Origin of the sequence: Micromonospora coriariae (genome assembly GCF_900091455.1) — a bacterium.
GTDB lineage: Bacteria > Actinomycetota > Actinomycetes > Mycobacteriales > Micromonosporaceae > Micromonospora > Micromonospora coriariae.
Genome location: NZ_LT607412.1, coordinates 3,877,392 through 3,903,959 on the forward strand (window position 1 = coordinate 3,877,392; position 26,568 = coordinate 3,903,959).

Below are 26,568 nucleotides of genomic sequence, written 5' to 3' on the forward strand. Positions count from 1 at the left end.
CCTCAGCGGCTCGTGGCGTCGTGCGGGGTGTCCGGGTGGCGCTGTTCGGGCGGGCGGTGGCCGACCGGCTCCTCGCCGAGCAGGTCGGCGAAGAGTGCCCGGTAGTGCACGACCGCCTGACGCAGCTCCTCGGTGCTGGCTTCGCCCCGGGAATTACGCAGGTGGATCTCGTGCGCGTCCCGGTAGTTGGTCAGCGTGCGGGCGTGGTCGACGGAGAGATGGGCGATCTGGTCGGAGAAATCCCCTGTCGGATAGCCCTGTTCCTCGATGAGCCGGGTGACCAGCTCATCCGCGTCGCCCACGGTCTCGCGCGGCGAGTCGACGAAACGGACCTGAAGCTCCTCCCAGGCGGCGGCGTAGCGGGCCCGGGACTCCAGGCTGAGCGGCGTGAGCGTGAGCTCGGCGTGCCGGCGTTCGCGGTCGCGCAGCTCGCGCTCCGCTGCGGACCGGCTGTCCTGCTCCGCCACCACCCGGTCGTACTCCGGCCCGAAACGGCCGCGGAGCGCGCGGCGCCGGCCGAGCGTCCGGACGGCCACGACCAGTGCCGCGATGGCCAGCACGACGAGCACGATGACGACTATCTGCGTGGGCGACATGGCTCCTCCTTCGTCACCTCGTATTCCCTCGGCGCACTGATCGCCAATCCCGATCCGGGGCACTTTCCTCATCGGTCCGTGTCCGGTGTCGTGGGAGGTGCCTGGGATCGGGCGATAACGAGGGCCACAGCACGGGATCCGGCCGAAACTTGACTCGTTCCAGAAAACGCGCTTGGGTGGGTTGGCGGGGCCTGCTGCGCCGGTCCGCCCCGGCCGGGGGCCCGGCGCACCACAGATCTGGAGGAGAGCGATGAGCGACCCACAGGACAGCAAGCCGACCCTCACCACCCGGCAGGGTCACCCCGTGCACAACAACCAGCAGCAGCGGACGGTCGGTTCGCGCGGCCCCGCCACGCTGGAGAACTACCACTTCCTGGAGAAGATCAGCCACTTCGACCGCGAGCGCATCCCGGAACGTGTCGTGCACGCGCGCGGCTTCGTCGCGCACGGCGAGTTCGTGGCGTACGGGACGATCGGTGACGAACCGGCCGCGACGTACACCCGCGCCAAGCTGTTCCAGACCAAGGGCAGGAAGACCCCGGTCACCATCCGGTTCTCCACCGTCATCGGCGGCCGGGACTCCTCCGAGGCCGCCCGCGACCCGCGCGGCTTCGCTGTCAAGTTCCGCACCGAGGACGGCAACTGGGACATGGTGGGCAACAACCTGCAGGTCTTCTTCATCCGGGACGCGATCAAGTTCCCCGACGTGATCCACGCGCTGAAGCCGGACCCGGTGACCTTCCGTCAGGAGCCGAACCGGATCTTCGACTTCATGTCGAACACGCCGGAGTCGATGCACATGCTGACCTGGCTCTTCTCCCCGTACGGCATCCCGAAGAACTACCGCACCATGCGGGGCTCCGGGGTCAACACCTACCGTCTCGTCAACGCCCAGGGCGAGGGCGTGCTGGTCAAGTTCCACTGGATGACCCAGCAGGGCGAGCACAACCTGACCCAGGCCGAGGCGGACGCCATCCAGGCCACCGAGCTGGGCCACGCCTCCAAGGACCTCTACGAGGCGATCGAGCGCGGCGAGTACCCGCAGTGGGAGCTCAACGTGCAGATCATGAGCGACGACGAGCACCCGGAGCTGGACTTCGACCCGCTCGACGACACCAAGATCTGGCCGGAGGAGCAGTTCCCCTACCTGCCGGTGGGCATGATGACGCTCAACCGCAACATCACCGACCACCACAACGAGAACGAGCAGATCGCCTTCGGCACCGGTGTGCTCGTCGACGGAATCGACTTCTCCGACGACAAGATGCTGGTCGGCCGCACCTTCTCCTATTCGGACACCCAGCGCTACCGGGTCGGCCCGAACTACCTTCAGCTGCCGGTCAACCGGCCCCGCGAGGATGTCCAGGTCAGCACCAACCAGGGTGGCGGCCAGATGGCGTACGGGGTGGACAACCGGGGTGGCAACCCGCACATCAACTTCGAGCCGTCCTCGGTCGCCGGTCTCCAGGAGGCCGACGAGTCCTACCGGGAGTACCGCCCGTTCGTCTCCGGGCAGGTCATGAAGGCCCCGATCGAGCGGCAGAACAACTACTCCCAGGCCGGCCGGCGCTTCCGCGAGATGGCGGACTGGGAGCGCGACGACCTGATCCTCAACCTGACCACCCTGCTGGCCCAGTGCGACAAGCACATCCAGGAGAAGATGGTCTGGCACTTCAGCCAGTGCGACGAGAACTACGGCCGGCGGATCGCCGAGGGGCTCGGCATCGCCGCCGACGCCTGATCCGTACCGCACCACCACGAGCGCCCCGCCGGTCCGCCGGAGGGGCGCTCGTCGTACCGGGTGGATCTCATGTCGGAGCGTCCATGTTGGCGCGACAGGCGGTAGTGCAACGCCGCGTGATTACGTATCCTGCCCAAGGCGCCCGCGCCGGTGCCCGGCCACCATGGCCGGGCGCAGCCGGCCGGCGCGTTGCCCGGCGGTGCCGGCGCTACTCCTGCCACCCCTGCACGGGCGAGGTCTGATGAGAACCCGCGACTGGCCGATCCGCTCGAAGCTGACCGCATTGGTCGTCGCGCCGGTGACCGCGCTGCTGGCGTTGTGGATCTTCGCCACCACACTGACGTTCGGTCCCGCCCTGAACCTGCTCTCCGCCCGCACCCTGCTGTACGACCTGGGCCGCCCCGGCGAGGTCGTGGTCACCGAGCTGCAACGCGAGCGCCGGCTCTCGGTGGTGCAGCTCGCCGGCACGACCGAGCTGCCAGCCCTGACCGAGCAGCGGCAGCGCACCGATCGGGCGGTCGCCGAGCTGCGCCGCCGGGTCGACGGGGAGGAGCTGCGCGACGCCGCCGACGACCTGCTCGACGCCCGGGTCGACCAGCTGGTCACCGCCCTTGCGGCGCTGCCGGCCGGCCGGGACTTCATCGACGACCGCGAGGTGGACAGGGCGGGCGCGATCGGCCTCTACAGCGGCATGATCTCCTCGGCCTTCCAGGCGTTCGCCGGCATGGCGAACCTGACCGAGCCCAACCTGAACCGGGAGGCGCTGGCGCTCACCGCGCTGGGCCGCTCGCGGGAGCTGCTCGGCCAGGCCGACGCCCTGCTGGCCGGCGCGCTGGCGGCGGGCCGGTTCGCCGAGGGGGAGCACACCCAGCTCGTACAGGCCATCGGCAACCAGCGGTGGCTCACCGAGAGCGCGGTGGCCGACCTGCCCGAGGCGGGCCGGGCCGCGTACCAGCGGCTGACCGAGGGCGCGGCGTTCACCCGCCTGCGCACCATGCAGGACGCGCTGGTCGTGGCCAACCGGTCCGGCCGGCCGCCGGTGGACGCGGCGACCTGGCAGGCCAGCCACGACGCGGTGCAGCAGCAGCTCCGCGACTTCGAGCTGGCCGAGGCCGACGGGCTCACCGACCGCTCGGTGCCGATGGCGGTCCGGATCCTGGTCCGGCTGGCCGCCGCCGGGGTGCTCGGGCTCGTCGCCGTGGTGATCTCGGTCCTGGTGGCGCTGCGGGTCGGCCGGACCCTGGTCCGACGGCTCAGCGGGGTCCGCACCGCCGCGCTGGAGCTGGCCGAGCACCGGCTGCCGGACGTGGTGACCCGGCTGCGTCGTGGTGAGCAGGTCGACGTCGCCCGGGAGGCGCCCCCACTGGAATACGGCCACGACGAGATCGGCGAGGTCGGACGAGCCTTCACCGAGGTGCAGCGCACAGCGGTCCAGGCCGCGGTCGACGAGGTCACCCTGCGCCGGGGGCTCAACGAGGTCTTCCTCAACATCGCCCGGCGCAGCCAGAGCCTGGTGCACCGGCAGCTGCACCTGCTGGACCGCATGGAGCGGCGCGCCGAGGACCCGGACGAGCTGGCCGAGCTGTTCCAGGTGGACCACCTGGCCACCCGGCTCCGCCGACACGCCGAGGACCTGGTCATCCTCGCCGGCTCCGCGCCGGGCCGGGGCTGGCGCAACCCGGTCGCGATGGTGGATCTGATCCGGGGCGCGAGCTCCGAGGTCGAGGCGTACGACCGGGTGGACATCGCCGCCGTGCAGCCGGCCGGCGTGCTGGGCCGGGCCGTCGGCGACGTCATCCACCTGCTCGCCGAGCTGATCGAGAACGCCACTGCCTTCTCACCGCCGGACACCCGGGTCACCGTCACCGGGGAGCAGGTGGCCAACGGGTACGCGCTGGAAATCACCGACCAGGGGCTGGGGATGTCCGCGGCGGCGCTGGAGAGCGCCAACGTCCGGCTCGCCAGCTCGCCCGAGTTCGACCCGGCGCAGAGCGCCCGACTCGGTCTCTTCGTGGTGGCCCGCCTCGCCGCCCGGCACGGGGTGCGGGTGCGGCTGCGCCCGTCCGGGGAGGGCGGGGTGACCGCTGTGGTGCTGGTCCCCACCGACCTGATCACCAGCGAGCCGCCGGCCGGCCCCGATCCGGCCGGGTTGGGCGCCGCGCCAGCCGGCCCGGACCGGCGGCTGACCCGGACCGGTCGGCGCGCTGCCGTGCCCCGGCCCCGCGCCGGCCGCAACCGGTCACTCACCGCCCCGCTCACCGCCGGAGCCCCGCCCGCCCGACCCACCGGCACACCCGTGCCGGACCCGGCGCACGCGAACGGGTCGGGCGCCAACGGGTCAGGCGATGGCGGGCCGCCGCCGACCGGGCCGGCCACGTGCCGCGGGTCAGATGACGGCGCGGACGACCGGGTGCCATCCGAGGGCGAGGCGGTGGACGAGCTGGACGGGTTGCCTCGCCGGGTGCGGCGGCGTACCCCCGCGACCCGGCCCCGGTCGACTGTCACCGACACCCCGACGCCCCGATCACCCGAGGAGGTGCGTCGGGTGATGGCGGCTCTCCAGGCCGGCACCGCCCGGGGCCGCGCCACCGTCGTCACCCCGGCCGCCCCGGCGGGCCCGGTCACCGCCCCGGCAGGTCCCGCCTCGGCCGGTCCCGACCAGGCGACGCCGGGAGACCCCGCCAGCCCGGCCGGCGCGGGTCCGGGTCTCGGGCCGGTCGCCGGCCCGGGGCCGGACCCAGCCGCCGGCCCGGGGCCGGACCCAGCCGCCGGCCCGGGGCCGGACCCAGCCGCCGGCCCGGGGCCCGCCCCCGCCGCCGCCCCCGCACCCGAGGCGGCCTCCGAACCCGTGACCGCGACTGAGAGGGACGCCTAGTGCCGCATTCGACGAAGCAGAGCGCCGGCCTCGACTGGCTGCTCGACGAGTTGGTGGAACGGGTACCAGCGGCCCGGGAGGCGGTGGTGCTCTCCGCCGACGGGCTGCTGCTCGGCTCCTCCGCCGCGCTGGAGCGCTCCGACGCCGAGCACCTCTGCGCCCTCGCCGCCGGCTTCTCCAGCCTGGCCCGGGGCGCGAGCCGGCACGTGGACGGTGGCCCGGTCCGGCAGACCGTTGTGGAGATGGAGTCGGCGTACCTCTTCGTCACCGCCGCCGGACAGGGCACCTGCCTGGCCGTGGTGAGCGACGCCGACGCGGACATCGGCCTGGTCGCGTACGAGATGGCGATGCTGGTGATCCGGGTGGGGGAGAATCTCACCGCGCCGGCCCGATCGTCGGCGGGTGCCGGTGATGCGAACTGAGCCGCCCGGGCCGCAGCACGAGTGGCTGGACGGCGACGCCGGCCCGGTAGTGCGCCCGTACACCCTCACCGGCGGCCGGGTACGCTCCGCCGTCGATGGCTTCGACCTCGTCGCGTTCGTCCTGGCCGGGTCGGATCTCGACCCGGCGGCAGACCCGCAGCTGCTCCCGGAGCACCGGCGGCTGGTCGCGCTGGCCCGCCGGCCGGTGTCGGTGGCCGAGCTGGCGGCCGAGCTGGACCTCGCGGTCGGGGTGGTCCGGGTGCTGCTCGGCGACCTCCACGCCCGGGGCCTGGTCGCGGTGCACGAGCCGCCGGCCGCCGGCCACCTTCCCGACAACGACATCCTCAAGGCGGTGGTCAGTGGACTTCGTGCGCTATGACCATGCGGGCTCCGGCACCACCATCCCGCTGGCACTGAAGATCCTCATCGCCGGGGGCTTCGGGGCCGGCAAGACGACGCTGGTGAGCGCGTTGAGCGAGGTCCGGCCGTTGCAGACCGAGGAGGTGCTGACGGGCGCCGGGATCGGCACCGACGACATCTCCGGGGTGGAGGGAAAGTCGACCACCACTGTGGCGATGGACTTCGGCCGGATCACCATCAACGACGATCTCCAGGTCTACCTGTTCGGCACCCCGGGCCAGGACCGGTTCTGGTTCCTCTGGGACGAGCTGGCCTTCGGCGCGCTCGGCGCGGTGGTGCTCGCCGACACCCGGCGGCTGGCCGACTGCTTCCCCTCCATCGACTACTTCGAGCAGCGGGGCATCCCGTTCGTGGTGGGCGTGAACTGCTTCGACGACTCCCGCCGGTTCAACCTGGAGACCGTACGCCGGGCGCTGGACCTCGACCCGGACGTGCCGATGGTCCTCTGCGACGCGCGGGACCGGCAGTCCGGCAAGCTGGTGTTGATCTCCCTGGTCGAGCATGTGGCCCGGCAGCGCGGCGAGCCGGTGCCGGCCGCCTGAGTCGCCGCCGCCCACGACCGGGCGGTGCCGGCCGGGTTCTGCACGGCACGGATCCCGGGCCGGAAAGCCGGTTAACGGGCCGGCAGCGCGGGCAGCCTCTGGTTGGATCGACGCAGGAAGCCGGCGGAGGGGTTGGACGTGAGTGGTCAGGTCGAGGTCGTCCACATCGGGAGTTACACCGGGCAGAGCGGAGGGCGGGGCAGCGGCATCGTCGCGGCCCGCCGTGACCCGGCCACCGGGGAGCTGACACCGCTCGGCACGGTCGCGGTCACCCCGTCCCCCTCCTTTCTGGCCCGGCACCCCACCCACCCGGTGCTCTACGCCGTCAACGAGCTGACGGACGGGGAGGTCAGCGCCTGGCAGGTCGGCCCCGACGGGGCACTGGATCCGCTCGGCAGCTGGTCGACCGGCGGCGCCGAGCCCTGCCACCTGGCCGTGCTGCCCGACGGAGGGCACCTGGTGGCGGCCAACTACGGCGGCGGCAGCGTCGCGGTCTTCCCGCTCGACGCGCGGGGCGTGCCCGGAGAGCGCACGGACCTGGTGGTGCACGAGGGGCACGGCGCCGACCCGGAGCGCCAGGAGCGGGCGCACAGCCACATGGTCTCCCCGGGCCGGGGCGGAGGGCCGCTGCTCGCGGTCGACCTCGGCACCGACTCGGTCTACCGGTACGACCTGGACGGCGCGAGCGGGCGGCTGGTGCCCCGCGGGCCCCGGATCCGCACGGCGCCCGGCACGGGCCCCCGGCACCTGGCCCGCCACCCCGACGGGCGGCGCTGCTACCTCGTCGGCGAGCTGGACGCCTCGGTCACCGCGTACGAGCTGACCGACGACGGCGCGCTGCACCAACGCGGCCGGGTCGAGGCGAGCGAGCGCGCCGGCCATGTCCAGCCGTCGGAGATCGCTGTCGCCCCGGACGGCCGGTTCCTCTACGTCGCCAACCGGGGAGTGGGCACCATCGCCGTCTTCGACCTGACCGGCGAGCTGCCCGAGCTGGTGGCCGAAGTGGACACCGGTGGCGAGTGGCCCCGGCACTTCGCGTTGATCGGGGAGCACCTCTACGTCGCCGATGAGCGGGCGGACATGGTGCGGGTCTTCCGGCGCGACGCCGACACCGGCGTCCCGGCGCCGATCGGCGAGCCCGTGCCGGTGCCGAGCCCGACCTGCGTGCTGCCGTGAGCCGCGCAGACGCGAGGGCGAGACGCGAGGGTGACACCGATTTGGCAACACCACGGGGCTGCCTCATCACTCTGTGTTGCTAAACAGCGATCAACTGTTTCTCCTCCGTAACTTTCGTCCGAACGGATGTGGCAGACAGGGCCCCTTGTACGCAAGATGGTCACCGTGTCAGCAGGCCGCCATCGCATGCGTTCGAAACTCCATCTAGCAGCCGCCGCCGCTACGGCGACGGTGCTGGTCGTCACGACCGGCGTCTGGTTCGGCTATCGGGAGCTGATTCAGCCCAGCTGTTCGGGGGAGATTCGGCTCGCCGTGGCAGTCGCCTCCGAGCTGGCGCCGGCGGTGGACGCCGCCGCGTCGCAGTGGGTCAAGGACGGCGCCGCGGTAGGCGGTACCTGCATCCGGGTGGACGTCTCCGCGTCCGACCCGGTCGACGTGGCCGCCGTGGTGGCGGCCAAGCACGGTGCGGTTCTGGCCGGCGTCGGGCAGGCCAGCGGCACCGCCGTCACCCCGGACGTCTGGGTACCGGACTCCTCGACCTGGCTGCTGCGGTTGAAGAAGGACGCCACGGCGTTCGCTCCGACCAACAGCGCCTCCATCGCGCGCAGTCCCGTCGTCGTGGCGATGCCCGAGCCGGTGGCCGGCCGGCTGGGCTGGCCCAAGAAGAAGTTCACCTGGACGGACCTGCTCAAGCAGGTCAACAACCCGGGCACCCCGCTGCGCACCGGGATCGTCGAGCCGACCCGGGACGCGGCCGGCCTGTCCGGCCTGCTCTCGCTTACCGCGGCGGCCAGCGCCGCCGGTGGCGACGCCCAGCGCAACACCGTCGGTGCCCTGCGGGCGCTGGCCACCGGGCGTTCCTCGCTCCGCAACGACCTGCTGGCCCGTTTCCCGACCGCCACGGACCCGACGTCCATCGCCAGCGGCCTCGGCGCGGCGGCTCTGTCCGAAGAGGACGTGATCGCCTACAACAGCAAGGAGCCGCCGGTAAAGCTCGCCGCGCTCTACATGGAGCCGGCGCCGATGCCGCTGGACTACCCGTACGCGGTGCTGCCCGGCATCGAGCCCTCCAAGGCCTCGGCGGCCCGGGTGCTGTACGAGCTGCTCACCACCCGCGCGTTCCGTGACCGGCTGGCGGCGCAGTCGCTGCGCGCGCCGGACGGCAACTGGGGCGCCGGCTTCAAGGCGCCGCAGGGTGCGCCGAGCCCGGCCGGCGGCGCCTCGACCGCGCCGGCCGCCGGCGGCACCGCCGCGGGTGGCCTGGACCCGTCCGCGATACAGCGGGTCGTCTCCAGCTGGTCGATCGCCACCCAGTCCGGCCGGATGCTGGCCGTCGTCGACGTCTCCGGCTCGATGAAGGCAGCGGTGCCCAGCGCCAACAACCGCAGCCGGGAAGAGGTCACAGTGGACGCGGCCCGCCGCGGCCTCGGCCTCTTCGACGACTCCTGGTCGATCGGCCTGTGGACCTTCTCCACAAAGCTGGTCGGCAGTCGGGACTACAAGCAGCTGATCCCCATCGGCCCGCTCTCCGCCCAGCGGGCCCAGCTGGAGGGGGCGCTCGGCGCGATCAAGCCCTCCAGCGGCGACACCGGCCTCTACGACACCACGCTCGCCGCGTACCAGGCGGTGCAGGAGGACTGGCAGCCCGGCCGGGTCAACTCCATAGTGCTGTTCACCGACGGCAAGAACGAGGACACCAACGGCCTCAGCCAGGCCCAGTTGCTCGCCAAGCTGAAGCAGATCGCCGACCCGGAGCGGCCGGTCCAGGTCATCATGATCGGTATCGGCGAGGGCGTCAGCAAGGCCGAGCTGGAGTCGATCACGAAGGTGACCGGTGGCGGCAGCTTCGTCACCAAGGACCCGAGCGAGATCGGCAACATCTTCCTCAACGCCATCGCGCTCCGCCCGCCGGCGCCGCGCTGACTCGAGGCACAGGCAGGAAGGGGTCCGCCGTACCGCCAATCCGGTACGGCGGGCTCCTTCTCGCAGCCCTCGACAGTTGAAGAAAAGTGACGGCAATACGTCGGAAGTAATCGGCGGTCATAGTTGTCAGGGCAGGATGGCGACGTGTTCCGGCACTGTCGGTCCGCCTCCGGTCCGACCCGTCGGCCGGGGCCGTCCTGAACAGAGTGGGAGGGCCGGTGACCGCAGCGACACTGTCGACCCCCGCGAGCAGGTCGGGAAAGCCTGCCGGCCGTCCGGCCGGGCTGGTGACGCGCGCCGACGAACGGTCGTACGTCCGGGTCCTGGTGGTGCTGGACACCACCGTTCTCATCGTCGCGCTGCTCGTCGGGTACGTCACCCGGTTCGGTGACGACGAGCCGAGCGGCTCGGACATCCCGTACGTGCTGGTCGCGCCGGGCCTGGTGCTGGCCTGGCTGATCTCGCTCAAGGCGCTCGGCTGCTACGACGACCGGGTGATCGGCTACGGGGCGGACGAGTACCGGCGGGTCAGCTCGGCCAGCCTGCGGCTCGCCGGTGCGATCGCCATCGCCGGGTACATCGCCGACGTCGGCGTCTCCCGGGGCTTCCTCGGCATCTCCTTCGCGGTGGGCACCGTCGGGCTGGAAGTCGCCCGCTTCGCCGCCCGCAAGCGTCTGCACCGGGCCCGTTCACGTGGTGCCGGCTGGTCCCGGAAGGTGCTGGTGGTCGGCGACACCGCGCACGTGCTGGAGCTGGTGCACACGTTGCGCCGGGAGCCGTACGCCGGCTACCACGTGGTCGGCGCGTGCATCCCGGACGCGCTGCTGGCACCGGTGGCGCAGCGGTTGGGCGACGTGCCGGTGGTGGGATCGTTCCGTGGCATCCCGGAGGCCGCCACCGCGATCGGCGCGGACACGGTCGCGGTGACGGCCTCGGGAGAGCTGACCGCCGCCCGGTTGCGCCGGCTCGGTTGGCAGCTGGAGGGGACAGGCGTCGACCTGGTCGTCGCGCCCGCGCTGACGGACGTCGCCGGCCCGCGGATCCACACCCGCCCGGTCGCCGGGCTGCCGCTGATCCACGTCGAGGCACCCGAGTTCCGTGGTGCACGAAAGCTGGTCAAGGGCTTCGTCGACCGGTTCGTCTCGTCGCTGGCGCTCGCGCTCCTGCTGCCGCTGATCGCGATCATCGCCTTGGCCATCAAGCTGGACAGCCGGGGCCCGGTGCTGTTCCGGCAGGTCCGGGTCGGTCGGGGCGGCCAGGAGTTCGGCGTGTTCAAGTTCCGGACCATGGTGGTGAACGCCGACGCGCTGCTCGCCGAGCTGGCCGCCCGCAACGAGACCGACGGCCTGATGTTCAAGATGCGCGACGATCCCCGGGTCACCCGGGTCGGCCGGCTGCTGCGCAAGTGGTCGCTCGACGAGCTGCCCCAGCTGGTCAACGTGCTGCTGGGCCAGATGAGCCTGGTCGGGCCGCGCCCGCCGTTGCCCTCCGAGGTGGCCCGCTACGACGGCGACGTGGCCCGGCGGCTGCTCGTCAAGCCCGGCATGACCGGTCTGTGGCAGGTCAGCGGCCGGTCCGACCTGAGCTGGGAGGACGGCATCCGGCTCGACCTCTACTACGTGGAGAACTGGTCCCTCGCCGCCGACCTCACCATCCTCTGGAAGACCTTCGGCGCCGTGGTGAACAGCCGCGGCGCGTACTGACCGTCGGCCGCCGGCCGGTCACGGCTGCGGGCCGGTCCAGTCCAGGCAGACCACCACCGCGTCGTCGACCAGGTCACCGGAGACGAACGCGCGCAGGTCACCGATCAGCGACCGGACGGCGTCCAGCGGCTCCATCGGGCCGGTCCGGCGCAGGAACCGGTCCAGCGCCGTCTCGCCGTAGCGCGTGTGCTGCCCGGTGGCCTCCACCACCCCGTCGCTGACCACGAAGATCCGGTCGCCGCGCTCCAGCGGGAACCGCTGCTCGTGGTAGTCGGTCGCCTCGAACATGCCGAGCGGGAACTGTGCCTCCAGCGGCTGCTCGGTGACCTTTCCCTCGCGCAGCAGGACCAGCCGGGGTGAGCCGGCGTCGACCACCGTCAAAATCCCGGAGCGCAGGTCCAGCTCCATCAGCAACGCGGAGAGGTGCCGTTCACCCCGGTACTCGTCGTAGAGCGCCTGGTCGGCGAGGGCGGCCTGGTCGGCCAGGCCGAGCCCGGCCCGGCGGGCGTTGCGCAGCGCGTGGGTGGCCAGCGAGGTGAGCAGGGAGGCCGCGACGCCCTCACCGGTGCCGTTGATGGTGGACAGCCAGAGCCGCTGCCCGTCGTCGGACCAGTCGAAACTGTCGCCGCGCACCGTGTACGCCGGCTCCAGCTGCCCGGCCAGACTGAACGAGGGCCGGATCCGGCTGCGGCCCGGCAACAGGTCCCACTGCATCTCCGCCGCCAGGGTGAGCCGCTGGCTGCGCCGCGCCGCGCGGTAGACGTCGGTGCCGGCGGCGACGGCGGCGAGCTCGTGGGCGAGCGCCGTGGCGATGTCGGCCAGTTCGCCGAGGATGGCCGTGTCGTCCGGGACCGGTGCCACTCGCAGCACCCCCCGACGTTCGCCGCGCATGCTGATCGGGAGCCAGGCGGTGCCGGCGGCGAGCACCGGCGACTGGTGGTCGAACGCACGCCAGGCGGGGTGCCCGGGACCCGTGACGGGGTCACCCTCGGTGAGGGGCAGCAGCTCCGAGAGCCGGTAGTCGACCTGGTACAGCTCCGTCTCGGTGATCCCGTACGACCGGGCAAGAACGTCGCCGACGCCGCCGACGAGACGGTCGGCAGGTGTCTCGTTCAGGGTACGTCGTGCCCGATTGACCGGTTCGCTCATCACCGCTCCCTTGATCAAAGCTCGACCACCAGTGGGTTCGGAGTAGTCTCGGGCCACCATGGCCGAACTGCACGGTCCGCCGGACCCTGAGACGAGTATGGCTGCCGCTCTGGACGCGGCGGCTGCTGCCCTGTTGACCCTGTGGGAGTCGGCTCGGGAGGGGACCGCCAGCCGAGTGTCCGGAGCGCAGCTACGGGCTGTGATGGTCGTCGAGCTGTACGACGGGATCAACCTGCGCCGGCTCGCCTCCCGACTCGGCATGCTGCTCAGCTCCGCCAGTCGGCTCTGCGACCGGTTGGTCGCCGCCGGAATGCTGGAGCGTGAGCCGGGCCGTTTCGACCGGCGGGAGATCGCCCTGCACCTCACCCCCGAGGCCCGCCGGCTCCTCGCCGAGCTGCGGGCCGAGCGACAGGCGCAACTCGCCGTCGTGCTGGACGGGATGAGTCCCGCGGGTCGCACCGCACTGCTGCACGGGATGCGGGAATTCGACGAGACCGCCCGCCGGCAGCAGGCGCAGACGTCGGCGCCGGGCGGGCCGGACGACCTGGATCGCCCCAGCGGGCGGGCGGGCGACTGGTCGGAGGACCCGGACCGGCCGGGCCGGGCGGTGTGGACGAACGCGGCGGATGGCCACGACCGGACGGTGGACACGCATCGGGAGTCGTCGACCGGGGAACCGCCGGTGGCACGGACCGCCTGACCCGGCGGGCCGAACGGTCTACCCACGTCGAGTGTCCGGGCGCCGGGGCTGCCGTCGGTCACGCCGACGCGCACACGGCCAGCATCGCGACATCGTCGTGGGCCTGCCCGTCCTGCCATTCGTCGACCAGCTGAAGCAGCCGGTCGACCAGCGCGGCCGGTGGCAGCCCGCTGGCCGAGGCGAGCGCGGCGCGCAGCCGGTCCTCGTCAGCACGGCCTCGGCGAGCCCGTCGAGCAACTCGCGGGCCAGCCGGGGGTCGGCCGGCAGCGGGTGGTCGGTGGGCTGCCGGGCCGGTTGACGGGAGGAGGCCTGATCGCCGCCGACCGGACCGGCGATGCCGCCCCGCCGGGTCGTGGTCACCGCCCGACGCCGGCCCGCGTTTGACGACCTGTACGCATGCTGTTCGTGGACTCCTCGCCCGGGATCATTTGCCTGAGAGCAAGCGTACCGAGCCCCGGTGACGGACGCCCGAGCGAACGCCGGTCAGCCGGAGCGGGACAGCCAGCCGGCGGGTCGAGCGACGATCTGGCGTACCACCGAGCCGGCCGCGCCCACCACGGCGGCCTCCGCGCCGAGCGTCGCCGGTCGGACCGTTACCGGCGACCAGGCGGCGGTGAGCACGCGGCTGGCGATCTCGGCGAGGACCGGGGGGCACAGCCAGGGCGCCAGCGGGGCGTAGCCGCCGCCGAGCACGACGGTGTCCAGGTCCAGCAGGTTGACCACGCCGGCCACCGCGACACCGAGCGCCGTCCCGGCGTCGTGCAACGCCCGCAGCGCGTCCGCGTCGCCAGCCTCGGCAAGCTCGGCCAGTCGCACCGTCGCGGTGTCCGCGGGAAGCTCCGCACGGGCCAACCCGGCGGCGGCCACGATCGCCTCCTGGCCGGCGTACTGCTCCAGGCAGCCCTGCCCGCCGCACCGGCACGGGCGGCCCTGCGGGTGGACCGGGAGGTGCCCGATCTCACCGCTCCACCCGCGTACGCCGCGGAACAGCGCACCGTCCAGCACGATTCCGGCGCCGATGCCGACCTCGCCGGAGATGTGCAGGAAGCTGGCCGGGCCGGGTGGCCGGGAGTGCAGCTCGCCGAGAGCGGCGAGGTTGGCCTCGTTGTCCACCACCAGCGCCGGTACGCCGGGCACCCGCTCGGTCAGCGGCGGATGCCCGGCGAGCAGCGCCGGCACCGGCACGTCACGCCAACCGAGGTTCGGTGCGAGCCGGACCAACCCGGCACCGTCCACCAGGCCCGGCACGGCGAGCGCCGCCCCGGCCAGGGTGAGGCCCTGCCGGGCGGCGTCGGCGCGGGCCTGCGCGGCCATCTCGACCAGTCGGGCGAGTGCCTCGGCGGGGGCGACCGGGCGCAGGTCGGCCCGGTGCACTGTGCGGTGCCGGACCTGGCCGGAGAGATCCACCACGCAGACCGCCAGGTAGTCGACGTTGACCTCCAGGCCGAGTCCGGCCGGCCCCTCGTCGGCCAGCACCAGACCCCGGGCCGGGCGGCCGGCGCCGGCCCGGGGCGCCGGGTCGGCCTCGCCGACCAGCCGGCCGGCGAGCAGGTCCTCGACCACCGCGGAGACGGTGGCCCGGGTCAGGCCGGTCGCCGTAGCGAGGTCGGCCCGGGACGGGGGACGGTCGGCGGCGGCGATCCGGCCGAGTACCAGGGCGAGGTTGAGTTCGCGCAGGCTGCCCTGACGGACCGCGCCGGCCGGAGCGTTGGTGGGGCTCACCCCTTGACAGTGCCACAGGCCGCGCAAATAATTCAATCGTTGAACAAATAGTGGACGACACACCCGGAGGCCCTCATGGCACCCCGTCCCACCCCCGCCGACAAGTTCTCCTTCGGGCTCTGGACCGTGGGCTGGCAGGCCCGTGACCCGTTCGGTGACGCGACCCGCCCGGAGCTGGACCCGGTCGAGGCAGTCAACCGACTCGCCGAGCTGGGCGCCTACGGGGTCACCTTCCACGACGACGACCTGGTCCCGTTCGGGGTCGACGCCGCCACCCGCGACCAGCACATCGCCCGGTTCCGCAAGGCCCTCGACGAGACCGGCCTGGTGGTGCCGATGGTCACCACCAACCTCTTCAACCACCCGGTCTTCAAGGACGGCGGCTTCACCAGCAACGACCGCGACGTCCGCCGGTACGCGCTGCGCAAGGTGCTGCGCAACGTCGACCTGGCCGCCGAACTGGGTGCGAGCACCTTCGTGATGTGGGGCGGCCGGGAGGGCTCGGAGTACGACGTCGCCAAGGACGTCCGCGCCGCCCTGGACCGCTACCGCGAGGCGGTCGACCTGCTCACCCAGTACGTCATCGACCGGGGCTACAACCTGCGCTTCGCGCTGGAGCCCAAGCCGAACGAGCCGCGCGGCGACATCCTGCTGCCGACCGTCGGGCACGCGCTCGCCTTCATCTCCCAGCTGGCCCACCCGGAGCTGGTCGGCCTCAACCCCGAGGTCGGGCACGAGCAGATGGCCGGGCTCAACTACGCCCACGGCATCGCCCAGGCGCTCTGGCAGGGCAAGCTGTTCCACCTGGACCTCAACGGCCAGCGCGGCGTCAAGTACGACCAGGATCTGGTCTTCGGCCACGGTGACCTGATGAACGCGTTCGCCCTGGTGGACCTTCTGGAGAACGGCGGCCCGAACGGCGGCCCGACCTACGACGGGCCCCGGCACTTCGACTACAAGCCCTCCCGCACCGAGGACATGGACGGGGTGTGGGCGTCGGCGGCGGCCAACATGAGCACGTACCTGCTGCTCAAGGAGCGGGCCGCGGCGTTCCGCGCCGACCCCGAGGTGATCGAGGCGCTGGCCGCCAGCAAGGTCGGCGAGCTGGGCACCCCGACGCTGAACCCCGGCGAGGGGTACGACGACCTGCTCGCCGACCGGTCCGCCTTCGAGGAGTTCGACGTCGACGCGGTGGCCGCCCGGGGCTTCGGCTTCGTCCGGCTCAACCAGCTCGCCGTCGAGCACCTGCTCGGCGCCCGCTAAGGCCCGCCATGCCGCTGGTCGCGGGCGTTGACTCGTCCACACAGTCCTGCAAGGTGGTGATCCGGGACGCGGAGACCGGTGCCCTGCTCCGGCAGGGCCGGGCGCCGCACCCGGACGGCACCGAGGTCGACCCGGAAGCCTGGTGGCAGGCGCTGCGCAGCGCCGCTGACCAGGCCGGCGGTTTGGCCGACGTGGCGGCGGTCTCCGTCGCCGGCCAGCAGCACGGCATGGTCTGCCTCGACGAGGACGGCCGGGTGGTCCGCCCGGCGCTGCTGTGGAACGACACCCGCTCCGCCGACGCCGCCGCCGATCTCGTCGAGGAGGCCGGCGGCGGCGCGGCGGGGCGCCGCTTCTGGGCCGAAGCCTCCGGCAGCGTGCCGGTGGCCAGCTTCACCATCACCAAGCTGCGCTGGCTGGCCCGGCACGAGCCGGAGCTGGCGGCCCGGGTGGCCGCCGTCTGCCTGCCGCACGACTGGCTGACCTGGCGGCTGGCCGGCGCGCCCGGGCTGGCCGCGCTGCGGACCGACCGGGGCGACGCCAGCGGCACCGGCTACTGGTCGCCGGCCACCGGTGGCTACCGGCTGGACCTGCTGGAGCGGGCCTTCGGCCGACGGCTGGCGGTGCCCGAGGTGCTCGGTCCGGCCGAGTCGGCCGGCACCCTGGCGGCCGGGGAGCTGGGTGGGCCGGGCGGCGCGTTGCTCGGCGCGGGCACCGGCGACAACGCCGCCGCCGCGCTCGGTGTCGGTGCCGGCCCGGGTGACGTGGTCGTCTCGATCGGCACCTCCGGCACGGTCTTCAGCGTCGCCGACGTTGCGGCGGCCGACGACAGTGGCGCGGTGGCCGGCTTCGCCGACGCTGCCGGCCGCTTCCTGCCACTGGTCTGCACGCTCAACGCCGCCCGGGTGCTGGACGCCGCGGCCGCGATGCTCGGCGTCAACCTGGACGAGCTGGCCGAGCTGGCGCTCTCCGCTCCGGCCGGGGCGGACGGGCTGGTGATGGTGCCGTACCTGGAGGGGGAGCGGACGCCGAACCGCCCGTTGGCCACCGGCGCGGTGCACGGGCTGACCCTGCGCACCTCGACCCCCGCGCACCTGGCCCGGGCCGCCGTCGAGGGCATGCTCTGCGCGCTCGCCGACGGCCTGGACGCGTTGACCGCGCAGGGCGCCACCGTCCGCCGGGTCATCCTGGTCGGCGGCGGGGCCCGGTCGGCCGCGGTGCGCCGGATCGCGCCGCAGGTCTTCGGCTGCCCGGTGGTCGTCCCGCCGGCGGGGGAGTACGTCGCCGACGGCGCCGCCCGGCAGGCCGCCTGGGTCGCCCTCGGCGGGGACGCGCCACCTCAATGGACGCTCCAGGGCACCGAGGAGTACGTCGCCGAGCCCGTGCCCGCCGTCCGTGACCAGTACGCCGCCGCCCGGGGGTTGGTTCTCGACCGCCGCTGACCGGCGGCACCCACCCGCGTGACGACCTCGTCGGCCCGGTCTGGTTGGCTGCCGGTCATGACCGTGACCAGTGCCGGGCCCCGGCGGGCCCGTGGCGGCGGCCCGGCGCACCGGTTGTACAGCGTCGTGGTGTTCGTGCTGCTCGCCTCGCTGGACAACGTGGCGATCGGGCTGGTCCCGCCGCTGTACGGGCCGATCGCCGACGCGTTCGACGTGTCCGGGCGGCTGCTCGGCCTGGTCACCGCTGTCAGCTTCCTGGTCAGCGCGGTGGCCGCGGTCGGCTGGGCGTACGTCGGTGACCGGACCAACCGCAAGCCACTGCTGATGGTGGGCACGCTGCTCTGGGCGGCGGGCACCGGCGGGAGTGCGCTCGCCGGCGGCTACCTGACGTTCCTGGCCGCGCAGCTCGTCGCGGCGGTCGGTCTCGGCGCGGTCGGCTCGGTGGGCTTCTCGGTGGTCACCGACCTGATCTCGCCGACCCGGCGGGGGCTGGTGATGAGCTTCTGGGGGCTCTCCCAGGGCGTCGGCACGCTGGCCGGCACGCTGGTCGGTGGGCTGCTCGGGGCGACCGACTGGCGGCGACCGTTCCTGGTGTTGACCGGTGTGGGCCTGGCCGCCACGGTGGCCTACCTGTTCACGTACGACATCCGGCGCGGCCAGAGCGAGCCGGAGCTGGCCCACGCCCTGCACGAGGGCGCCGAGTACGACTACCGGATCAGCCGTGCCGACCTGCCGCGGATCCTGGCCCGACGGACCAACCGGTGGCTGATCCTGCAGGGCCTGACCGCGCAGGCGGCCTTCGGCTCGCTGGTCTGGCTGCCGGTGCTCTTCGCCGAGCGGGCCGAGGCGCAGGGCTACTCGGAGTCGACCGCTGTGGTGGTGGGCAGCGTCTTCGCCACGCTGTTCCAGCTCGGAGGGGTGCTCTCCATCGTCGGCGGGCTGATCGGTGACGCGGTGCAGCGGCGTAACCCGGGGGGCCGGGCGCTGGTCGCCGCGGTCGGCATCCTCGCCGCGCTGCCGTTCTACCTGGTGCTGTTCTTCGTGCCGGTGAGCATCGACGTGCCGGACGGCGGCAGCACCGGATCGGTGGTCGGTGCGGTCCTGTCGAGTGTGTTCACCGAACCGTCGGTCGGGCTGAGCCTGCTCACCGCGGTGGTGGCGCTCGCGCTGACGTCGGCCAACTCGCCGAACTGGTTCGCGCTGATCGCGGACGTGAACCCACCGGAGCACCGGGGGACGGTCTACAGCCTGGGCAACCTGGTCAACGGGGTCGGTCGGGCCGCCGGCAACGGGTTGGTCGGGGTGGCGTTCCAGGGCCTGAAGGTCGCCTTCCCGCCGCCGCTGAACTTCGCCGTCGGGCTGGCCGCGTTCCAGCTCTTCTTCATTCCCACCGGCGTCATGTACTGGCTCGCCTCGCGGACCTCACCGGCCGACATCGAGAACGTGCACGACCTCCTGCACACCCGCGCCGACCGCCTGTAAGGAAGGGCCCCCTGTTAACGCCAGGCGTTGTACAGGGGACCCTTCCTAACGTCTGGGTCAGGCGCGCACCCAGACCGTGACGTCGGTCGGGACCGCGCCGTCGTCGTCCAGCGGTGCGCTTGTGGCGAGCAGTTCGGCGCCGGCCGGAACCGGCACCGGGGCGGCGCCGAAGTTGGTCAGCACTGTCAGCTCGCCGTTGCGGAAGGTCAGCACCTCGTCGCCGGAGGACAGCCACTCCAGCGTGCCGCGGCCCAGCCCGTAGGCGCGGCGCAGCCGCAACGCCGTGCGGTACAGCTCGTACGTCGAGCCGGGCACGTCGCGCTGCCGGTCCAGCGCGTACTCCGCGAACAGCGGGGGTTGCGGCAGCCAGCTGGCGTCGGTCGGCCCGAAGCCGTACGACGGGGCGTCGGCCTCCCACGGGATCGGCACCCGGCAGCCGTCCCGGCCGCGCTGAGTGTGCCCACTGCGCGCCCAGGTCGGGTCCTGCCGGGCCTCGTCGGGCAGCGTGGTGTGCTCGGGCAGGCCCAGCTCCTCACCCTGGTAGAGGTAGGCCGAGCCGGGCAGGGCGAGCATCAGCAGGGTGGCCGCCCGGGCCCGGCGCAGGCCGAGCGCGGCGTCCGGCTGCGGGTCGCCGATGCCGATGCCGTTGGGCCGGGCGGTGCCGATCGGCAGGCCCAGCCGGGAGGCGTGCCGCACCACGTCGTGGTTGGACAGCACCCAGGTCGTCGGCGCGCCGACCGAGTCGGTCGCCTCCAGCGAACGGGTGACCACCGCGTACTGGGCCGGCGCGGTCCAGGCGGCCAGCAGGTACTCGAAGTTGAACGCCTGATGCATCTCATCCGGGCGGACGTAGCGGGCCAGCCGCTCGGCCGGCTCCACCCACGCCTCGGCGACCAGTACCCGCTCACCCGGGTAGCTGTCCAGGAGCTGCCGCCACTGACGGTAGATCTCGTGCACGCCCTCCTGGTCCCACATCGGCGGGCGCGGCTTGTCCACCTCGTTGCCGGACAGAATCTCCTGTGGCTCCTGCCAGTCGGCCAGGTCTGCCTGCTTCACCAGACCGTGCGCCACGTCGACCCGGAAGCCGTCCACCCCACGGTCCAGCCAGAACCGCAGCACGTCCAGGAACTCCGCGTGCACCTCCGGGTTGTCCCAGTTGAGGTCCGGCTGCCCCGTGTCGAACAGGTGCAGGTACCACTGGCCGGGCTTCCCGTCCGGGTCGACCGTCCGGGTCCAGGCCGGGCCGCCGAAGACGCTCTGCCAGTCGTTCGGCGGCTGGTCGCCGGTCGGGCCCAGGCCGTCGCGGAAGATGTACCGGGACCGTTCCGGGCTGCCGGGCGCGGCGGACAGCGCGGCCTGGAACCAGCGGTGCGCCGAGGAGGTGTGGTTCGGGACCAGGTCGACGATCACCCGCAGGCCGCGGGAGCGGGCCTCCGCGATCAGCTTGTCCGCGTCGGCGAGGGTGCCGAACAGGGGGTCGACGTCCCGGTAGTCGGCCACGTCGTAGCCGGCGTCGGCCTGGGGGGACGGGTAGAACGGGGAGAGCCACACCGCGTCCACGCCTAGTTCGACCAGGTGGTCGAGGCGGGCGGTGATGCCCGGCAGGTCGCCCACGCCGTCGCCGTTCGAGTCGGCGAACGAGCGGGGGTAGATCTGGTAGATGGCGGCCTCAGTCCACCAGCCGGTGACCGGGTGACCGGAGGGGGTCTGCTGCGTCGGATCGGTGTTCAGGGTCGTCTCCCGTGTCGAGCCGTGTGTGGACTGCCGGGTGCTGCTGCCGGCCGCGTCGCCGCCAGCCGCCGGCCGGCGGCGGATGGTTGGAGTTCAGTGTGCCCGGGGCGGTGCGGTCGATTCCCGGACCACCAGCCGAGTGGGCAGGATCACCGGGGTGTCGCAACCGGGGGTCCGTTGACCGACGATCGGGCCCAGGTTCCGGGCCCCGAGCGGGTCGAGCAGCATCCGGGCGGCCAGCCGGCCCTGCTCGGCGGCGGGCTGGGCGATGGTGCTGAGCCCGAGGACGCCGGCCAGGTCGTGATCGTCGATGCCGATCACGCTGACGTCCTGGGGTACGCGCAGCCCGGCGTCGCGCAGCGCGGTCATCGCGCCCATCGCCATCTCGTCGCAGGCGGCGAGGATCGCGGTGGGCGGTTCGCCCCGGGACAGCAGTTCGGCCGCCGCCCGGTTGCCGCCGTCGATGGTGAAGGTCGACTCGACGTCCAGGCTCGGGTCGGGGCGCATGCCGGCGGCCCGCAGCTCCTCCTGATAGCCCCGGCGTCGGTCCAGGTGGGTGGTGAAGGCCAGTTCGTCGTCGGGGTCGCCGGAGATGTGCGCGATCCGGCGGTGGCCGAGGTCGAGCAGGTGGCGGGTGGCGGTACGGGCGGCAGCGACGTCGTCGATCCGTACGCATGGCCAGTTGGCCACCCTGGTCCCCGAGCTGATGGTCACGCCGGGCAGGTCGAGGGCGGCCAGCGCGGTCAGGTCGGCGGGGCGCAGCGGCGTGGCGACCAGCATGATGGCGTCCACCCGCTTGTGCAGGTTGGCGGTACGCAGCACCCGCTGGCGGACCTGCTCCCGGCCGCCCAGGTTGTAGAGCAGCAGGTCGTACCCGGATTCGTGGAGGAACTCCTCGACGGCCTCGACGACCGTGCTGAAGAACCATCGGGTGATCCGGGGGACCACCACCGCGACCGTGCCGGTGCGTCCACCGGCGAGCCGGGACGCGCTCGGCGAGACCTCGTAGTCGAGCTGCTCGGCGGCTGCCAGGACCCGGCGCCGGGTGGCGGCGGAGACCGTCGGCAGCCCGCGCAGCGCCCGAGAGACGGTGGCCGTGGACACTCCGGCCAGCCGGGCCACATCATCAATCTTCGTCACGGTTCCCCCGCTCGGTACCCGGCGCCCGCCGCCGCCCGAGGGGCCAGGCGGCGGCGGGCGAGCGGGTCAGCCCTTGACGCTGCCGGCGAGCAGGCCTCGCACGAAGTAGCGCTGCAGGGACAGGAACACGATGAGCGGTACGACGATCGACACGAACGCCCCGGCGGTCAGCCGCTGCCATTCGTTGCCCCGGGTGCCGGCCATCTCGGCGAGCCGGACGGTGAGCGGGGCGGTCTCGTCGCCACCACCGGCGAAGATCAGCGCGACCAGCAGGTCGTTCCAGACCCAGAGGAACTGGAAGATGCCGATCGCCGCCAGCGCCGGGGTGATCAGTGGCAGCACGATGGTGCGGAAGATCTTCGGGTGGGTGGCGCCGTCGACCCGCGCCGCCTCCATCAGGTCTCCGGGTAGCTGCGAGATGAAGTTGTGCAGCAGGTAGACGGCGAACGGGAGCGCGAAGCAGGTGTGCGCGAACCACACCTGGGCGAACTTCTGTTCGTCGACCAGGTCCCAGGCCGGCATCAGGGTGACGCCGCCGAGGGTGACGCCGGTGGAGAAGAACTTCAGCAGCGGCACCAGCGCCATCTGCAGGGGCACGATCTGCAGCGCGAAGATCGCGATGTAGGCCCAGTCCCGACCCCGGAAGTTGATCCAGGCCAGCGCGTACGCCGCCAGGGAGGCGAAGGCGAGCGGGAAGAGCACCGACGGGATGGTGATCGCCAGGGAGTTGATGAAGTAGCTGGCCAGCTGCCCGGACGACGATGACCGGCCGAACAGGACCTGCTGGTAGTTCTCCAGGGTGAACTGCGGGTTGGTGAAGGCGGTCCACCAGCCGGTGGTCTTGATCTCGTCCTCGGGCCGGAGCGAGGAGATGAAGAGGCCGAAGGTCGGGATGGTCCAGACCACCGCGATGACGATCGAGATGAGGGTCGCGGTGCGGCTGTTCAGCCGCTTGCGGACCCGCCCGGCGGTGGTCTTCGGTCCGTCGGTCTGCTGGGTGCCGACGGCGATCGTGGGCGTGGCAGTGGTCATCTCAGCCCTCCCGCTGCTGACGGAGGTTGCGGATCTGGTAGATCACGATCGGGATGACCAGGATGAAGAGGAAGACCGCGAGCGCGGAGCCCTGCCCGTTCTCGCCGTACCGGAACGCCTGGTTGTACATCTCGTTGGCGATCACGCTGGTGTCGTAGTTGCCGTTGGTAGCGGTCCGGACGATGTCGAAGACCTTGAGCGTGGCGATCGAGAGGGTCACCACCACCACGATCAGCGCCGGTCGGATGGTCGGCATGGTGATCTGCCAGAACATCTGCCACGGGCTGACTCCGTCGAGCCGGGCGGCCTCCACGATGTCGCCGGGGATGGCCTTGATCGCGGCGGAGAGCACCACCATGGCGAAGCCGGCCTGGATCCAGACCATGATGACGATCAGGAGCAGCGTGTTCAGCGGTGATTCCAGCAGCCACTGCTTGGGCTCGCCGCCGAGGCTGACCACGATGTGGTTGAGCAGGCCGATCTGGTCGCCGTCGCCGCGGTAGGCGTAGACGAACTTCCAGATGATGCTCGCGCCGACGAACGAGATCGCCATCGGCAGGAAGATCAGCGACTTGGCGACGGCCTCGAACCGGGCCTTGTCCACAAGCACGGCGTAGATCAGGCCGAAGCCGGTCGCCACCAGCGGGACCAGGATCACCCAGATCAGGCTGTTGGTCAGCACCCGGATGATCGAGCTGTCGGAGAACATCCAGCTGTAGTTGGCCAGGCCCACCCACTCGTTGCTGTCCTTGTCCATCAGGGAGAGCAACGTGGTGCGGATGGCCGGCACGACCAGCCCGATGGTGAGCAGCAGCACCGTCGGCAGCATGAAGAAGAGCGCGAAGAGCCCTTCCCGTTGCTTCGGGCGCCGGGGGAGCGGGGCGCCGCTGGCGGACGCGGCGACGAGCTGCGCCTCCCGACGGCGGGCGAACCAGGCCGGCACCACGTCGAGGAGCAGGAGCAGACCGCCCACCACCGCGACGAAAGCGATCAGCCCGTACATCAGCATGAGGAACTTCGGCTGTTCCTCCGCGAAGTCGAACTCCATCGACCCTCCCAGGTCCAGATCCGCCGGTGGGCCGGTCCGCGGGTGCGGACCGGCCCACCGTTCAGATCACTTCCAGCTGCTCTCGATGCCCTGGAGCACCGACGCGGTGTCCTTGCCGTTGATCCACTCGACCATGCCCTTCCAGAACGTCCCCGCGCCGACGGCGGCCGGCATCAGGTCGGATCCGTCGAAGCGGAACGTGCCGGTCTTGTCCTGCAGGATCTGGACGGACAGCTTGTCGATCGGGCTGGCGACGTTGGCGATGTCCAGCTTGTTGTTCGCCGTGACCCAGTTGCCGAGCTTCGCGCGGCTGTTGACGTACTCGCTGGAGGCGAGGTAGGTCTGCACCGCCTGGACCTCGGGACGGTCGGCGTACGCGACGACGAACTCGCCCGCGCCCAGCACCGGCTTGCCCTTGGCCGGGTCGATGGCCGGGAAGTAGAAGGCGAAGGCGTCGCCGTCCTCGGCCACCTTGGTGCCCTCAGGGAACTGGTTGGCGTAGAACGACGCCTGCCGGTGCATCGCGCACTTGCCGGTGGTGACGGGCAGGCCGGCCTCACCGAAGGCGGTGGTGCCGATGCTCTTCACACCGCCGAAGCCGCCGTTCATGTACTTCTCGTTCTTCAGGATGGCGCCGGCGCGGTTGACCGCGTCGACGATCCTCGGGTCGTTGAACGGGATGGCGTGGGTGGTCCACTGGTCGTAGACCTCGGGGCCCTGCGTACGCAGGACCACGTCCTCGATCCAGTCGGTGGCCGGCCAGCCGGTGGCGTCACCGGACTCGATGCCGGCGCACCACGGCTTGATGCCGCTCGCCGCGATCGTGTCGCTGAGCTTGATCATGTCGTCCCAGCTGGTCGGGACCGTCCAGCCCTTCTCCTTGAAGAGCTTCGGCGAGTACCAGACGAAGGACTTCACGTTCGCGCCGAGCGGCACGCCGTAGAGGGTGCCGTTGACGGTGCCGTACTTCAGCCAGTCAGCCGGCAGGTTCTGCTCGGCCATGGTCTTGGTGTCGGCCCCGAGGGACTTCAGCTTGCCGGCGTCGGCGAACCGCTTGACCAGACCCGGCTGAGGCACGAACGCCAGGTCGGGCGCGTTGCCGCCGTCGACCCGGACGGGGAGCTGCGCCTCGAACTCGGCGTTGCCCTCGTAGTCGATCTCGATGCCGGTGCAGTCGGTGAACTGCGACCACGACCGCTCCAGCAGGTCGGCCTCGGCGTCACGGATGGACGCGTAGATGGAGACCTTCTTGCCGTCGTGGCCCTCGTACTTGTCGTATGCGGCGCACTCCGCGGAGCTCGCGTTGCTGCTCTTCTTGTCGTCGCCGGTACCGCAAGCGGTGGCGCTGAGCGCCAGCCCCAGTACGCCGGCGATCACGAAGGCCTGGCGTGGTCTGGTAAAGACCGCCATGCCGTCCTCCTTTCTAGCCGGCGCGGTCGTGCTCAGAGGCCCGGCGCCGGTCCCGATGGGCGTGCACACATGTAAGCGCTTGCATCCGGTCCGGTCCAGCCCCTGTCAGACACGAGCGAGTAACAATCCGGAAACCTCCCGGCCGCCCTCCCGGCCGCCCTCCCGGCCGCCCCGTGGGCGCGCTCCCGGGCCAGATCTCCGACTCTTTCGAAGAATGACGATATCTGTCAGGCTGAGCCCACTGCATCGAAGGTTTTCGACATAGGAGGAGCTGTATGCGTAAGCGGTGGATCAGCCTGCTGGTGACGGGCCTGCTCGTCGGGGGAGTCCTGGCTCCGGCCAGCCCGGCGCTGGCCGCGCCGACATTCAAGGTGCCGTTCCCATGCGGCCAGTCCTGGTCCGGGCAGACCCGGTCGGACCACAGCCCGGCGTACGCCGTCGACTTCAACCGCACCGACGACCTCGGCGACCCGGTGGTGGCCAGCGCCCCCGGCACCGTCGACCGGGTGACCGACCTGGGCGGCACCAGCTACGGCAAATACGTCCGAATCAACCACGGTGGCGGTTACAGCACGTACTACGCCCACCTCAACGGTTTCAACGTGTCGGTCGGCCAGACGGTCGGCTACGGCAAGGTGCTCGGCTGGGTCGGCAGCACCGGCGGCTCCACCGGCCCGCACCTGCACTACGAGCAGCGCCTCAACGGCAACGACATCCAGGTGCGGTTCAACGGCACCCTCGGCCTGTACTGGGGCACCAGGAGCTACACCAGCGACAACGGGTGCGGCTCGGGCACCGGCAACGGCACGGTCAACACCAGCGGCACCCCGCTGACCGTCCGCTCCGGCCCGGGCACCGGGTACGCCTCCGTCGGCACCGTCGCCGACGGCACCCGGGTGACCATCGCCTGCCAGACCAGCGGCACCACGGTCACCGGCACCTACGGCACGAGTTCGATCTGGGACCGGATCGGCGCCGGTCGCTTCATCGCTGACGCGTACGTGTACACCGGTCACGACGGCTACATCCCGGGCGTGCCCCGCTGCTGAGCGGT

At 72.1% G+C, this 26,568-nt stretch carries 21 protein-coding genes and 1 pseudogene; 13 read left to right on the forward strand and 9 right to left on the reverse strand.

The window, feature by feature from the left end:
- Nucleotides 1–2: 2 nt before the first annotated feature.
- Nucleotides 3–596 (reverse strand): hypothetical protein, encoded by a 594-nt coding sequence (locus GA0070607_RS18155; protein WP_089019268.1) that lies wholly within the window; start codon nucleotides 594–596, stop codon nucleotides 3–5.
- Between the two features lie 250 nt (nucleotides 597–846).
- Here GA0070607_RS18155 and GA0070607_RS18160 point away from each other — a divergent pair, with 250 nt between their 5' ends.
- From GA0070607_RS18160 to GA0070607_RS18195, 8 genes are all read left to right on the forward strand, one after another.
- Nucleotides 847–2,337: a catalase gene (locus tag GA0070607_RS18160; protein ID WP_089019269.1), complete on the forward strand. Its 1,491-nt coding sequence runs from the start codon at nucleotides 847–849 to the stop codon at nucleotides 2,335–2,337.
- Nucleotides 2,338–2,578: 241 nt separating this feature from the next.
- Entirely contained in the window at nucleotides 2,579–5,212 is a 2,634-nt protein-coding gene (locus tag GA0070607_RS18165; RefSeq protein WP_408630838.1) for a nitrate- and nitrite sensing domain-containing protein, read from the forward strand.
- Complete coding sequence (locus GA0070607_RS18170) at nucleotides 5,212–5,634, forward strand: roadblock/LC7 domain-containing protein (RefSeq protein WP_089019270.1); 423 nt, start codon at nucleotides 5,212–5,214, stop codon at nucleotides 5,632–5,634. Before GA0070607_RS18165 ends, GA0070607_RS18170 begins: the two co-directional genes overlap by 1 nt.
- Nucleotides 5,624–6,013, forward strand: coding sequence for a DUF742 domain-containing protein (locus GA0070607_RS18175; RefSeq protein WP_089021922.1), 390 nt, complete (start codon nucleotides 5,624–5,626; stop codon nucleotides 6,011–6,013). Before GA0070607_RS18170 ends, GA0070607_RS18175 begins: the two co-directional genes overlap by 11 nt.
- Nucleotides 5,994–6,596, forward strand: a complete 603-nt coding sequence (locus GA0070607_RS18180; protein WP_089019271.1) for a GTP-binding protein — start codon at nucleotides 5,994–5,996, stop codon at nucleotides 6,594–6,596. Before GA0070607_RS18175 ends, GA0070607_RS18180 begins: the two co-directional genes overlap by 20 nt.
- A gap of 138 nt (nucleotides 6,597–6,734) precedes the next feature.
- Nucleotides 6,735–7,772: a lactonase family protein gene (locus GA0070607_RS18185; protein WP_089019272.1), complete on the forward strand. Its 1,038-nt coding sequence runs from the start codon at nucleotides 6,735–6,737 to the stop codon at nucleotides 7,770–7,772.
- A 165-nt stretch (nucleotides 7,773–7,937) separates the two neighbouring features.
- Entirely contained in the window at nucleotides 7,938–9,695 is a 1,758-nt protein-coding gene (locus GA0070607_RS18190) for a substrate-binding domain-containing protein (protein ID WP_089021923.1), read from the forward strand.
- Nucleotides 9,696–9,913: 218 nt separating this feature from the next.
- The gene (locus GA0070607_RS18195) at nucleotides 9,914–11,398 is read left to right on the forward strand and encodes a sugar transferase (protein ID WP_089019273.1); all 1,485 of its coding nucleotides are present in this window, start codon (nucleotides 9,914–9,916) and stop codon (nucleotides 11,396–11,398) included.
- Nucleotides 11,399–11,416: 18 nt separating this feature from the next.
- Here GA0070607_RS18195 and GA0070607_RS18200 read toward each other — a convergent pair whose 3' ends face one another.
- The gene (locus GA0070607_RS18200) at nucleotides 11,417–12,547 is read right to left on the reverse strand and encodes a PP2C family protein-serine/threonine phosphatase (protein ID WP_089019274.1); all 1,131 of its coding nucleotides are present in this window, start codon (nucleotides 12,545–12,547) and stop codon (nucleotides 11,417–11,419) included.
- A 97-nt stretch (nucleotides 12,548–12,644) separates the two neighbouring features.
- Here GA0070607_RS18200 and GA0070607_RS18205 point away from each other — a divergent pair, with 97 nt between their 5' ends.
- Nucleotides 12,645–13,247, forward strand: a complete 603-nt coding sequence (locus GA0070607_RS18205; RefSeq protein ID WP_089019275.1) for a MarR family winged helix-turn-helix transcriptional regulator — start codon at nucleotides 12,645–12,647, stop codon at nucleotides 13,245–13,247.
- A gap of 58 nt (nucleotides 13,248–13,305) precedes the next feature.
- On the opposite strand, the pseudogene GA0070607_RS32400 reads toward GA0070607_RS18205, so the two are convergent.
- Together GA0070607_RS32400 and GA0070607_RS18215 are read right to left on the reverse strand one after the other, a co-directional pair.
- Nucleotides 13,306–13,461, reverse strand: a pseudogene (locus tag GA0070607_RS32400) (SpoIIE family protein phosphatase); the annotation flags it as partial.
- A gap of 269 nt (nucleotides 13,462–13,730) precedes the next feature.
- Nucleotides 13,731–14,969 (reverse strand): ROK family transcriptional regulator, encoded by a 1,239-nt coding sequence (locus GA0070607_RS18215; RefSeq protein WP_172899058.1) that lies wholly within the window; start codon nucleotides 14,967–14,969, stop codon nucleotides 13,731–13,733.
- Nucleotides 14,970–15,044: 75 nt separating this feature from the next.
- On the opposite strand from GA0070607_RS18215, the gene xylA reads away from it, so the two are divergent.
- The 3 genes from xylA to GA0070607_RS18230 are packed head-to-tail and all read left to right on the forward strand — an operon-like array spanning nucleotide 15,045 to nucleotide 19,153.
- Entirely contained in the window at nucleotides 15,045–16,232 is a 1,188-nt protein-coding gene (xylA, locus tag GA0070607_RS18220) for a xylose isomerase (RefSeq protein ID WP_089019278.1), read from the forward strand.
- An 8-nt stretch (nucleotides 16,233–16,240) separates the two neighbouring features.
- Complete coding sequence (gene xylB, locus GA0070607_RS18225; RefSeq protein WP_089019279.1) at nucleotides 16,241–17,671, forward strand: xylulokinase; 1,431 nt, start codon at nucleotides 16,241–16,243, stop codon at nucleotides 17,669–17,671.
- Between the two features lie 57 nt (nucleotides 17,672–17,728).
- Nucleotides 17,729–19,153 carry an MFS transporter gene (locus tag GA0070607_RS18230; RefSeq protein WP_089019280.1) on the forward strand — a complete coding sequence of 475 codons (1,425 nt, stop codon included), beginning with the start codon at nucleotides 17,729–17,731 and terminating at the stop codon, nucleotides 19,151–19,153.
- 57 nt (nucleotides 19,154–19,210) lie between these two features.
- Here GA0070607_RS18230 and GA0070607_RS18235 read toward each other — a convergent pair whose 3' ends face one another.
- The 5 genes from GA0070607_RS18235 to GA0070607_RS18255 all read right to left on the reverse strand — a co-directional run bounded on the left by GA0070607_RS18235 (nucleotide 19,211) and on the right by GA0070607_RS18255 (nucleotide 25,514).
- Nucleotides 19,211–20,884, reverse strand: a complete 1,674-nt coding sequence (locus tag GA0070607_RS18235; protein ID WP_089019281.1) for a glycoside hydrolase family 13 protein — start codon at nucleotides 20,882–20,884, stop codon at nucleotides 19,211–19,213.
- Between the two features lie 93 nt (nucleotides 20,885–20,977).
- Complete coding sequence (locus GA0070607_RS18240) at nucleotides 20,978–22,024, reverse strand: LacI family DNA-binding transcriptional regulator (RefSeq protein WP_089019282.1); 1,047 nt, start codon at nucleotides 22,022–22,024, stop codon at nucleotides 20,978–20,980.
- 66 nt (nucleotides 22,025–22,090) lie between these two features.
- Nucleotides 22,091–23,056, reverse strand: a complete 966-nt coding sequence (locus GA0070607_RS18245) for a carbohydrate ABC transporter permease (RefSeq protein ID WP_089019283.1) — start codon at nucleotides 23,054–23,056, stop codon at nucleotides 22,091–22,093.
- Nucleotide 23,057: 1 nt separating this feature from the next.
- Complete coding sequence (locus GA0070607_RS18250) at nucleotides 23,058–24,104, reverse strand: carbohydrate ABC transporter permease (RefSeq protein WP_089019284.1); 1,047 nt, start codon at nucleotides 24,102–24,104, stop codon at nucleotides 23,058–23,060.
- A 66-nt stretch (nucleotides 24,105–24,170) separates the two neighbouring features.
- Nucleotides 24,171–25,514, reverse strand: coding sequence for an ABC transporter substrate-binding protein (locus GA0070607_RS18255; RefSeq protein ID WP_089019285.1), 1,344 nt, complete (start codon nucleotides 25,512–25,514; stop codon nucleotides 24,171–24,173).
- A gap of 275 nt (nucleotides 25,515–25,789) precedes the next feature.
- Here GA0070607_RS18255 and GA0070607_RS18260 point away from each other — a divergent pair, with 275 nt between their 5' ends.
- Nucleotides 25,790–26,563, forward strand: a complete 774-nt coding sequence (locus GA0070607_RS18260; RefSeq protein WP_089019286.1) for a M23 family metallopeptidase — start codon at nucleotides 25,790–25,792, stop codon at nucleotides 26,561–26,563.
- Nucleotides 26,564–26,568: the final 5 nt, after the last annotated feature.

Coding starts and splice junctions, on each gene's coding strand:
- GA0070607_RS18245 (WP_089019283.1), bottom strand. CDS start 23,056: ATGACCACTGCCACGCCCACGATCGCCGTCGGCACCCAGCAGACCGAC.
- xylB (WP_089019279.1), top strand. CDS start 16,241: ATGCCGCTGGTCGCGGGCGTTGACTCGTCCACACAGTCCTGCAAGGTG.
- GA0070607_RS18160 (WP_089019269.1), top strand. CDS start 847: ATGAGCGACCCACAGGACAGCAAGCCGACCCTCACCACCCGGCAGGGT.
- GA0070607_RS18165 (WP_408630838.1), top strand. CDS start 2,579: ATGAGAACCCGCGACTGGCCGATCCGCTCGAAGCTGACCGCATTGGTC.
- xylA (WP_089019278.1), top strand. CDS start 15,045: ATGGCACCCCGTCCCACCCCCGCCGACAAGTTCTCCTTCGGGCTCTGG.
- GA0070607_RS18250 (WP_089019284.1), bottom strand. CDS start 24,104: ATGGAGTTCGACTTCGCGGAGGAACAGCCGAAGTTCCTCATGCTGATG.
- GA0070607_RS18155 (WP_089019268.1), bottom strand. CDS start 596: ATGTCGCCCACGCAGATAGTCGTCATCGTGCTCGTCGTGCTGGCCATC.
- GA0070607_RS18175 (WP_089021922.1), top strand. CDS start 5,624: ATGCGAACTGAGCCGCCCGGGCCGCAGCACGAGTGGCTGGACGGCGAC.
- GA0070607_RS18260 (WP_089019286.1), top strand. CDS start 25,790: ATGCGTAAGCGGTGGATCAGCCTGCTGGTGACGGGCCTGCTCGTCGGG.
- GA0070607_RS18230 (WP_089019280.1), top strand. CDS start 17,729: ATGACCGTGACCAGTGCCGGGCCCCGGCGGGCCCGTGGCGGCGGCCCG.
- GA0070607_RS18255 (WP_089019285.1), bottom strand. CDS start 25,514: ATGGCGGTCTTTACCAGACCACGCCAGGCCTTCGTGATCGCCGGCGTA.
- GA0070607_RS18205 (WP_089019275.1), top strand. CDS start 12,645: ATGGCTGCCGCTCTGGACGCGGCGGCTGCTGCCCTGTTGACCCTGTGG.
- GA0070607_RS18200 (WP_089019274.1), bottom strand. CDS start 12,547: ATGAGCGAACCGGTCAATCGGGCACGACGTACCCTGAACGAGACACCT.